We start from the raw sequence: 8952 nt of genomic DNA on the forward strand, positions 1-8952 counted from the left end.
ACGAGATCCACCCCGAGCTCGACTTCTCGGCCCCCTACAAGCTGGCCATGGCCAACGCGGGCCTCCGCCGCAACGCGATCACCGGCCAGCCCGAGGGCACGAACGGCTCCCAGTTCTTCATCACGACCGACCCCACCCCCACCTTCCACGCGCGGTCGGACCGGCCGATCGCGGTGGGCAGGTATCCGCCGCCGTGCGCCGCGACGAGCCGGAGCCCCGGATGCCGGTCGAGCACGCCCGCGAAGATGAGGTGCGAGAGCGCGACGGCGTTCTCCGTGGGCTGGCCGACCGTGTTGGAGAGGTAGAACCGGTCGAGGCGCTCGTCGAGCGAGCAGCCGAAGGGGTGCAGGAACACCACGGCCCGCAGCTCCGCGGCGCGCGCCCAGAACGGCTCGAGCCGGTCGTCGCTGAGCTCGACGTCGCCCGCGAACGACGAGATCTCGACGCCCGCGAGCCCGCGCCCGAGCACCGCGTCGTCGAGGGCGTCGACGACGAGGTGCGGGTGCTGCAGCGGCACGGTGCCGAGACCGACGAGACGATCGGGCGCCGCCGCGACGTGCTCGGCGATGAGGCGGTTGGCCTCGCCGGTCGTCCAGGTCGCGAGACCCTCGTTCGCCCACGGGTAGAAGTGGTTCGGCGACGGGCTGACCCACTGCCGGTCCACGCCCTGGGCGTCCATCGCGGCCAGGCGCGCCTCGACGGAGGTGAGGCGCGGGAACCGCTCGCCGATCATGCGCCCCGAGGCCTGCAGGCTCGCCAGGCCATTGCGACGCAGCTCGAGGTCGGCCGCGGCCTGCACCTCGTCGGGCACCCGCCGCTCCACCTCGGCGTGCAGTGCGGGCATGAGCAGGTGGGCGTGGACGTCCGTGACGCCGTGCCCCGCGACGGCGCTCATGCGCGGGCCGCCGTCAGCTGCGCGACGCCGAACATGAGTCCGCCCATGTCGGCGTCGCGGACGCCGTCGAGCTGCCACTGGCCGAGCTGGACCGACGCGTCGACGATGGCCTTCGCCCGCGCGACGCGACGCTCGTGGAACGCGTCCCACAGCGCCTCGTCCACGGCATCCCGTCCGATGAGCAGTTCGGTGAGCACCGCCGCGTCCTCGAGTCCCTGCGCGGCGCCCTGCGCGATCGTCGGCGGGCAGCTGTGCGCGGCGTCGCCGATCACGACGACGCGGCCGCGGTTCCACGGCGCCTCGACGAGGTGTCGCGTGAACCAGGTGTAGTTGGCATCCGCCCCCGCCTCGATGTCGGCGCGGATGTGGTTCCACGGACCGTCGTAGGCACGCGACTGCTCGACCATGATGCGCCGCGCCTCCTCGGGCGACACGTGCGAGCGGTCCTGCGCGGCCTCGACGAGGAACGCGTACATCGTGTCGTCGCCGGTGGGCGTGTACCCCGCGATGTACATCGGTCCGCCGTAGTACAGCTCGCTGCGGTCGACGTCGGGCGGCAGCGACACGAAGGTCCGCCAGATGCCCATGCCCGTCTGCTCGGGAGAGACGTGGATGCCGATCAGCTCGCGCACCGCGGAGTGCAGGCCGTCGGCGCCGACGAGCAGGTCGAACGTGCCCACGGACTCGCCGTCGACCTCGACGGTGACGCCGTCGTCGGTCTGCGAGAGCCCGGTGATCCGCCGACCGAAATGCACGCGGGCGCCGTGCGCCTCGGCCGCCGCGAGGAGGATGCGGGCGAGATCGGGGCGCGACATGCCCATCGTCGAGGGGTAGTCGGGCCCGCCGGTCTTGAGGTCGGGAAGGGCGGCGACGACGGGCGCGCCGGGACCGGGGGCGCGGAGGTTGAGTCCCTCGAACGCCTTGCCCGCGGCGGCCACCTCGCCCCACACCCCGAGCTCGTCGAAGACGCGCAGCGCGTTGCCCTGCAGCGTGATGCCCGAGCCGCGCGTCGGGAGGGCGGGCTGGGCGTCGTAGAGGTCGACCTCGACCCCGGCCCTCGCGAGGAAGATGGCGGATGCCAGGCCGGCGACGCCGGCACCGGCGATGGCGACTCGTTGGACGGCGGTCATGTCAGAACCTCTCTGTTCTGGAACGGGGGATCAGGATCACAGCAGAGCGACGGGATTCACCGGCGACCCGACGGCGCCGGTGATCGGGAGCGGCGGCGCCGAGAGGAGGAACTCCCAACGTCCCGCGGACGCGCACGCCTCGGCGAGCGCCTCGAGGTTCCACATCTCGCCGATCGTGAGACCGAGGTTGGGGATCACGACCTGGTGCAGCGGCTGGAAGGCCGGCACGTCGAACTCGTTCGGCCGCACCTCGAAGCCCCACGTGTCGGTGGCGATCGCGGCGATCTCGGTGCGGTGCAACCACCCGGCCGTCGTGAGCGACAGTCCCGGCGCGGGGCCGCCGGCGTAGTCGCCCCAGCCGTCGCGGCGCACGCGCGCGAACTGCCCGGTGCGGACCAGCACGATGTCGCCGCGTCCGACGGTCACGCCCTCGGCGGCCGCGCACGCGTCGAGGTCGGCGGCGGTGATGGCGTAGCCGTCGGCGAGTTCGCCGGTCTCGGGTGCGAGGTGCCGGCCGACGTCGAGGAGCACGCCGCGCGACACGATCACGTCGGCGGCGTGCTCGATACCGGTGACGAGGTCGCCGTCGCTCGTGACGACGTCGCCCGCACGGCGCCCGTTCCACGCGAATCCGTGGTCGAAGATGTGGCCGAGGCCGTCCCACTGGGTCGAGCACTGCAGGGGCATCGCGATGACGTCGTCGGCGCCGCCGATGCCGTGCGGGAAGCCCTGGTTGCCGCGCTCGGCATCCGTTCCCGTGTCGGTCATCGTGTGGACCGGGTTGGTGCGGCGCCGCCACCCCTTCTGCGGCCCGTCGGTGTCGAAGCGCTGCGAGAGCGAGATCGAGCGCCCGTCCCGCACGAGCGCGGCGGCCTCGCGACGCTTCGCGGCGTCGATGAAGTTGAGCGTGCCGAGCACGTCGTCCTCGCCCCACCGCCCCCAATTCCGGTAGGCCTCGGCCCGCGCAGCGATCTCGGCCTCGGGGTTCTGCCGGTCGAGGTCGACGGGGTTCTCCGACGGCGCGCTCACGCCGCGCCCTCCGCCACGCACCGCACGACCTGCGTGCCGAGCGCGCCGATGGTCCCCGTCATGACGTCGCCGTCGCGCAGGAACCTCTTCCAGTGCTGACCGTTGCCCGCGGGGCTGCCGGTGAGCAGCAGGTCGCCGGGGAGCAGCGGGTGGGTCTGGGATGCCGCCGAGATCAGCGCCGGCACGTCGAAGAGCAGATCGGAGGTGTTGGCATCCTGCATGACCTGTCCGTTGAGTTCGAGACGCACCGGGGTGTCCGCGGGGTCGACGAACCGCGCGGGCACGAGGAGGGGTCCGGTCGGGAGGAACCCGGGCGCGTTCTTCGCCCGGTACCAGTCGGTGCCGATCTCCTTCATGTCCTTGCGGAACACGAGGTCGCGCGTGGTGATGTCGTTGACGATCGTGTACCCGGCGACGTGGTCGAGCGCCTCCTCGCGCGAGACGCGGAACGCCTCGCGCCCGATCACGACGGCGAGCTCGAGCTCCCAGTCGTGCACCTCGCTGTAAGCAGGCAGCACGAGCGGCACGTCGTCCCCGACGACGCACGCGGGGAGTCCGATGAAGAAGTACGGCTCACCGCTGCGGGCGCGCTCGTCCATCATGTCGGCCGCGAAGGCGCGGGCCTGCTCCGGCGTACGGTCGGTGTTCTGCGTCAGGCCCGCCGCGACCAGCTCGATGACGTGCTGGCGGTAGTTGGCGCCGGTCTGCAGCACCTGCCGGGGCTCGACGGGGGCTGTCAGGGTGACGTCCGAGAGCGGACGCCACTCCCCCGGCACCTCTCCCGCGTCAAGGGCGAGAGCTTCGAGGCGATCCCAGTCGGGGTCGGCGAGGAACGCGTTCAGGCCACCGCCGAGCTCGTCGTCGGCGAGCGCGCGGATGCGGTCGCCGACGACGAGGCCGACGTGCACGGCATCCCCGTCCCGGAAACGCGCGAGGGCGAAAGGTGCGGTGGTCATGGTGGTGCTCACTCTCCCCGACCGGGATCGTCGTTCAGCCTCGGCCCTGGATCGCGTAGGGGTTGAGCAGCGCGTCCTTGATCTCGTCGGGCACGCCCTCTTCCGTGGCGCTGGGGCCGTCGGCGGGCGGGAAGGACTCGGTCATCGACATCGGCATGGCACCGTTGCGGTACATGTTGTTCGAGCCGAGCGAGGGCTTCCAGGTGTTCGCCTCCCAATCGGGGACGTAGTTGCGGTAGCCGCCGGTGTTCAGCTCGATGCGCAGCGTCGAGGGCTCGCGGTAGTAGAGGAACGTCTGCTCGCCGATGCCGTGGATGTTGGGGCCGTACTCGATCGGGATGCCGTTCTCCATGAGGGTGTCGGCGGCGATGAGCAGCTCTTCGCGCGTGTCGACCCAGAAGGCGTAGTGGTTGACGCGACCGGCGCGGGTCGAGCCGTCGAGGACGACGCCGAGGTCGTGCGACTTCTCGTTCGTGGTCAGCACCGAGAACACCGAGATGGGCGCCTCATCCAGGACCGTGCGGGCCATGAAGCGGAAGCCGAGCGTGTCGACGTACCACTTGACGAACGCGTCGACGTCCGAGGTCGCGACGGTGACGTGGTCGAGCTGGCGCGGAGCACCGGCGACCGAGCTGCGCTTCTCGGGACGGTCCGGGAAGACCGACGCGGTGTGGGGCTCGGCGCGGTGGCGCTCGACGTCCCAGTGCAGCGTCATGTTGTGGCCGAACGGGCCGGTGAAGCGATAAGCGCGGCCGATGCCACGGCCGTCGAACCACTCCCCCTGGATGCCGGTCGCCTCGACGCGCTTCGCGGCCTCCTCGAGCGCCTCGGCCGACGACGTGCGCCAGGCCATGGTCTCGAGGGCGGGCTCGTCGCCGCGGACGACGACGACGGAGTACGAGTAGTAGTCGCCCCAGCAGCGCAGGTAGACACGGTCGTCCTCGCGCGCGACTTCGGTCAGACCCACCTGGTTGACGTAGAAGTCCACCGAGGCATCGACATCGGGCGTCGTGATCGCAACGAAGGACAGGTGCGAGAGAAGCTTGATCATCTTCGATCCTTTCGGTGAATCGGGCCGTTCCGACTCTTCTTCCACTATCCGACCGAAGTCGGTATCAGGGAAGCCGATCCTGTGGATGCCGAGTATCGACGTGGCTTATCCCCGCTCGAGGATGCCGTCGTCGTGAGCCAGCTCGGCGAGATCGCTCCCACGAGCACCGGTGTCCACGGCATCCCGCAGCCGCCGCAAGGCGACGCGCTCGGCCGCCTCGCGCTTCGGCGCGGCGATGCTCCGACCCTCGACACCGTCCGTCTCGACGTGGATCGTCGCGGCCGCGGAGTCGATCCGAACCTCCAGGCGCCGGGGACCGAGCGCGACCGCCGTCAGCGCGTCGCCGACGCCCGATCCGCCCGAGGCGCGCGTGACACTCACCCCCACCGCCCCGCGCACGAGAGCCAGGAGGTCGGCGGTCGGGGTCGCGTCGTGGGCGACGACGTCCAGCGGACCGCCGGCGAGCACGCGTCCCCAGCCGACGGCGTCGCGCAGCAGCACCGCCGCCTCGGACGCGGCTCCCCACGCGTCGACGACGACGTGCGCCGCGGGCGTCGGCACGAGGGATGCCACGACGTCGGCGCGCAGCCGACGACGGGCGACGACCACCGGGGCATCGAGCGCGCGGAGCCGCTCGTGCGCGGACGCGGGGGCGGGATGCGGCTCGTCGACCACCACCCCGAGGGCGTCGGTCAGCCGTTCCAGGCGGTCCCACCACGCCCCGCGACCGTCGACGACCCGCAGGACGCCGGTCTGGTCGGCATCCGCCAGACGGACGAGGGGCGCGAGTTCGGCGACCGCGGCCCGGTAGGCGGCGAGGTCGGTCCACACCGGCAGCGCGCTCATGCGAGCACCCCGTCCCGCACCGCGGCGGCGGCGCCGTCGGCGACCGCGATGACGAACGCGGCATCCGCGCGGAGTTCGTCGTACTCCATCGCCGTCTCCCCGCGCAGCAGCGCGGCGAGCGCGCGCCATTCGGCGTCGTAACCGTCGCGCCGGTCGATCGGATACACCGTCTGGATGCCGCGTCCGTCGCGGACCGTCGTCCGGGCGCTGCCGGCGTGGACGAACGGCGGGGGGAACTCGACGTCGACACGCGCGCCGTCGGTTGCGACGTTGACCCGCCACAGCGAGTCCGCGCCCTCGGGACCCATGACGGCGGTGAAACGCACGACCGCGTCGGGCGAGCGGAGGGCGAGATCGAACCCGATCGGGGCGACGGGTCGCGCCCACACGACCTCGGTGGCATCCGGGACGAGGTCGCGGACGAGCGGCAGGTCGTGCACGGCGAGCCCCACGACCAGCTGCCGCACGATGCGCGCGCTCAGCTCGCGGTCGTCCGGGTCGATCGGCGGACGGGCGGGTCCCGGCGGCGCGGGGAGGGGCGCCCCCGTGACCAGCTCGTGGTACCTGCCGTTCGGTGCGAGCGAGAGCGTCACCGACACCGACCGGACACGGTCGCGCGTGGCGTGGAGGTGGTGCGTCGCGCGCGACCAGGCGGGATCGAACAGGTGGTTCGTACCCACCACGAGCAGCGCGCCGGCGTCGGCGCACGCAGCGACGATCTGCTCGGCGTCCTCGAGCGTCGTGGCGAGCGGCTTCTCGCAGAAGATGGCCCGGCGTCCGGCCGCGAGGCTCGCGCGCACGTGCGCGGCGTGCTGCTCGGGCGGACTGCACACGGCGACGACCTCGACCTCCGGGTCGGCCAGCAGCGCGTCGACGCCGCTCGAGGAGCGCGCCCCGAAGCGCTCGGCGATCGCCGCGGCCCGCCCGCTGCCGCCGTCGCTCACGTGCACGAGTTGGAAGTCGCCCGCGGTCCGCGCGAGCGTCGGGGCGTGCAGCGCCGCCACCCCGGGACCCGCCCCGATGATGCCCACACCCCAGGTCATGTCGCTCCTTCGCGGCCACTTCAGCCCGAATGGTGCTGAAGTTCGAGACTAATGAACCATAGATGACGTGAAACCAGGAAGGAGCGGGGTCCTCTGTGTGAAGATCGAGCATGGCCAACGTCTCCACTCTTCGCTTCGGCGCTCAGACCGACGAGGTCACCAGCCTGCTGCGGATCGTGAACATGGTGCGCCTCGGCGAGGCGGTGACGCGTCCCGAGATCGGCCGCGTCACGGGACTCGGTCGCGGCGTCGTGACGCAGCGGGTCGACCGCGCGGTCGAGATGGGTTTCCTCGAGGACGCCGAGTTCGCCCCCTCCTCCGGCGGCCGCGCCCCGCGCACCCTCCGCTTCCGCTCCGAGCGCGGACGCATCGTCGTGTGCGCCCTCGGCGGCCTGCACATCCACGTGGGGGTCACCGATCTCGACGGCGAGATCCGCGTGGAGGCGCACCGCGTGTGGGACATCGCGAAGGGCCCCGACGAGACGCTCTCGGTCGCGACGGCGATGGTCGATGACCTGCTCGTGGCCGACGGCAACCCCGCGGTCTGGGCCGTCGTCGTGGGCGTCCCCGGACCGGTCGACTTCGAGACGGGCCGCCCGGTGGCACCGCCGATCATGCCCGGGTGGAACAACTTCGACGTCCGCTCCCGCTTCGAGGAGCGCTACTCGGCTCCGGTCTGGGTCGACAACGACGTCAACATCCTGGCCGCCGGCGAGCGCGCACGTCGGCGGGAGGACAACCCCGACCTCATCTACTGCAAGGTCGGCACCGGCATCGGTGCGGGCCTCGTGTCGCACGGGCGCCTGCACCGCGGCGCGAACGGCGCGGCGGGCGACATGGGGCACGTGCGGGTCCCGGGCGCGCAGCAGCAATGTCGGTGCGGGAAGATCGGATGCCTCGAAGCCGTGGCCGGCGGCTGGGCGCTGGTGCGCGATGCGAAGGACGCCGTCGCGGCGGGAGGCGCGGGCGCCCTCGCCGACATCATCGCCTCCGGCGCCGAGCTCGCTCCGGAGGACATCTCGAAGGCCGCCGAACGGGGCGACGCGCTGGCGATCTCGCTCATCCAGGCCTCCGCACGCCAGATCGGCGAGGCGGTCGCCGCCCTCGTGAACATGTTCAACCCGAGCGTCATCGTCATCGGCGGGGCCGTCGCAGCGGCCGGCGAGCTGTTCCTCGCCGAGGTGCGCCACCGCGTGTACGAACTCTCCCTGCCGCTCGCCACGCGCGATCTGGCGATCGTGACGAGCGTCAACGACGCGCGGGAACCACTCCGCGGCGGCGTCGATCTCGCCCGCGAGCAGTTGTTCGAGGCGGTGTTCCCCCGGTGGTTCGCGGAAGGCCGTCCGACGCTCGCCGCGATCCGCGGCGAGGCGCTCCCCGCGTAAGACGGCGGAGAACTGCGGGCGCCCGACGGCGGTCATCATGCGCGTGGTACACATCGCGCCGGGGCCGACGCCGACCTTCAGGATCGAGGCGCCCGCGTCCGTGAGGTCGCGCACGCCGTCCGCGGTGACGATGTTGCCGGCGGCGATCGGGATGCCGAGATCGAGCGCCGCGACCTCGCGCAGCGCCCGCAGCATCTGCTCCTGGTGGCCGTGCGCGGTGTCGACCACGAGCACGTCGACACCGGCCGCGGCGAGCGCGCGCGCCTTCCCTGCCACGTCGCCGTTGATCCCCACGGCGGCCGCGACGATGAGCCGACCGTCGGCGTCGACGGCCGGGCGGTACACCGAGTCGCGCAGAGCGCTGCGCGCGGAGAGCGTCCCGACGATGCGGTCGCCGTCGACGACGGGGACGATGTCCGCCGAGCCGACGAGTTCGAACACCTCGTGGGGGTCGCCGATCCGCTCGACCTCGACCGGCGGGGCGTCGGCGCGGGCGATGTCCCCGAGCGTGGCGTCCGGGAGCGCGGTGGCCAGGCGCGGGGCCGGGACGACGCCCCTATAGCCGTCGAGCGGGATCGTGCCGTCCTCGCGCTGATCGGCCACCACGATCCCCGCCC

Annotated in this window: 8 protein-coding genes and 1 pseudogene; 1 reads left to right on the top strand and 8 read right to left on the bottom strand. The window is 72.4% G+C overall.

All coding sequences use genetic code 11. The annotated features are described in order from the left end of the window. Positions 1 to 34: 34 nt before the first annotated feature. The 7 genes from I5G_RS20090 to I5G_RS02090 all read right to left on the bottom strand — a co-directional run bounded on the left by I5G_RS20090 (position 35) and on the right by I5G_RS02090 (position 6950). Positions 35 to 895: an amidohydrolase family protein gene (locus tag I5G_RS20090; protein ID WP_022877568.1), complete on the bottom strand. Its 861-nt coding sequence runs from the start codon at positions 893 to 895 to the stop codon at positions 35 to 37. Then, the gene (locus I5G_RS02065) at positions 892 to 2025 is read right to left on the bottom strand and encodes an FAD-dependent monooxygenase (protein WP_022877569.1); all 1134 of its coding nucleotides are present in this window, start codon (positions 2023 to 2025) and stop codon (positions 892 to 894) included. Before I5G_RS02065 ends, I5G_RS20090 begins: the two co-directional genes overlap by 4 nt. Before the next feature lie 36 nt (positions 2026 to 2061). After that, entirely contained in the window at positions 2062 to 3054 is a 993-nt protein-coding gene (locus I5G_RS02070) for a cyclase family protein (RefSeq protein ID WP_022877570.1), read from the bottom strand. Beyond that, positions 3051 to 4010, bottom strand: a complete 960-nt coding sequence (locus tag I5G_RS02075; RefSeq protein WP_022877571.1) for a fumarylacetoacetate hydrolase family protein — start codon at positions 4008 to 4010, stop codon at positions 3051 to 3053. The genes I5G_RS02070 and I5G_RS02075 overlap by 4 nt, the downstream gene beginning before the upstream one ends. Before the next feature lie 34 nt (positions 4011 to 4044). After that, on the bottom strand, positions 4045 to 5061 hold the full coding sequence (locus tag I5G_RS02080) for a VOC family protein (RefSeq protein ID WP_022877572.1): 1017 nt from the start codon (positions 5059 to 5061) through the stop codon (positions 4045 to 4047). A 105-nt stretch (positions 5062 to 5166) separates the two neighbouring features. Further along, positions 5167 to 5907 (bottom strand): hypothetical protein, encoded by a 741-nt coding sequence (locus tag I5G_RS02085; protein WP_022877573.1) that lies wholly within the window; start codon positions 5905 to 5907, stop codon positions 5167 to 5169. Further along, complete coding sequence (locus I5G_RS02090; RefSeq protein ID WP_022877574.1) at positions 5904 to 6950, bottom strand: Gfo/Idh/MocA family protein; 1047 nt, start codon at positions 6948 to 6950, stop codon at positions 5904 to 5906. The genes I5G_RS02085 and I5G_RS02090 overlap by 4 nt, the downstream gene beginning before the upstream one ends. Positions 6951 to 7060: 110 nt before the next feature. Here I5G_RS02090 and I5G_RS02095 point away from each other — a divergent pair, with 110 nt between their 5' ends. Then, positions 7061 to 8335: an ROK family protein gene (locus tag I5G_RS02095; RefSeq protein ID WP_022877575.1), complete on the top strand. Its 1275-nt coding sequence runs from the start codon at positions 7061 to 7063 to the stop codon at positions 8333 to 8335. Here I5G_RS02095 and I5G_RS24305 read toward each other — a convergent pair. Further along, positions 8333 to 8952, bottom strand: a pseudogene (locus tag I5G_RS24305) (IMP dehydrogenase); the annotation flags it as partial. The gene I5G_RS02095 and the pseudogene I5G_RS24305 overlap by 3 nt on opposite strands.

The organism is Microbacterium sp. B19 (assembly GCF_000333395.1).
Taxonomy (GTDB): Bacteria; Actinomycetota; Actinomycetes; order Actinomycetales; family Microbacteriaceae; genus Microbacterium.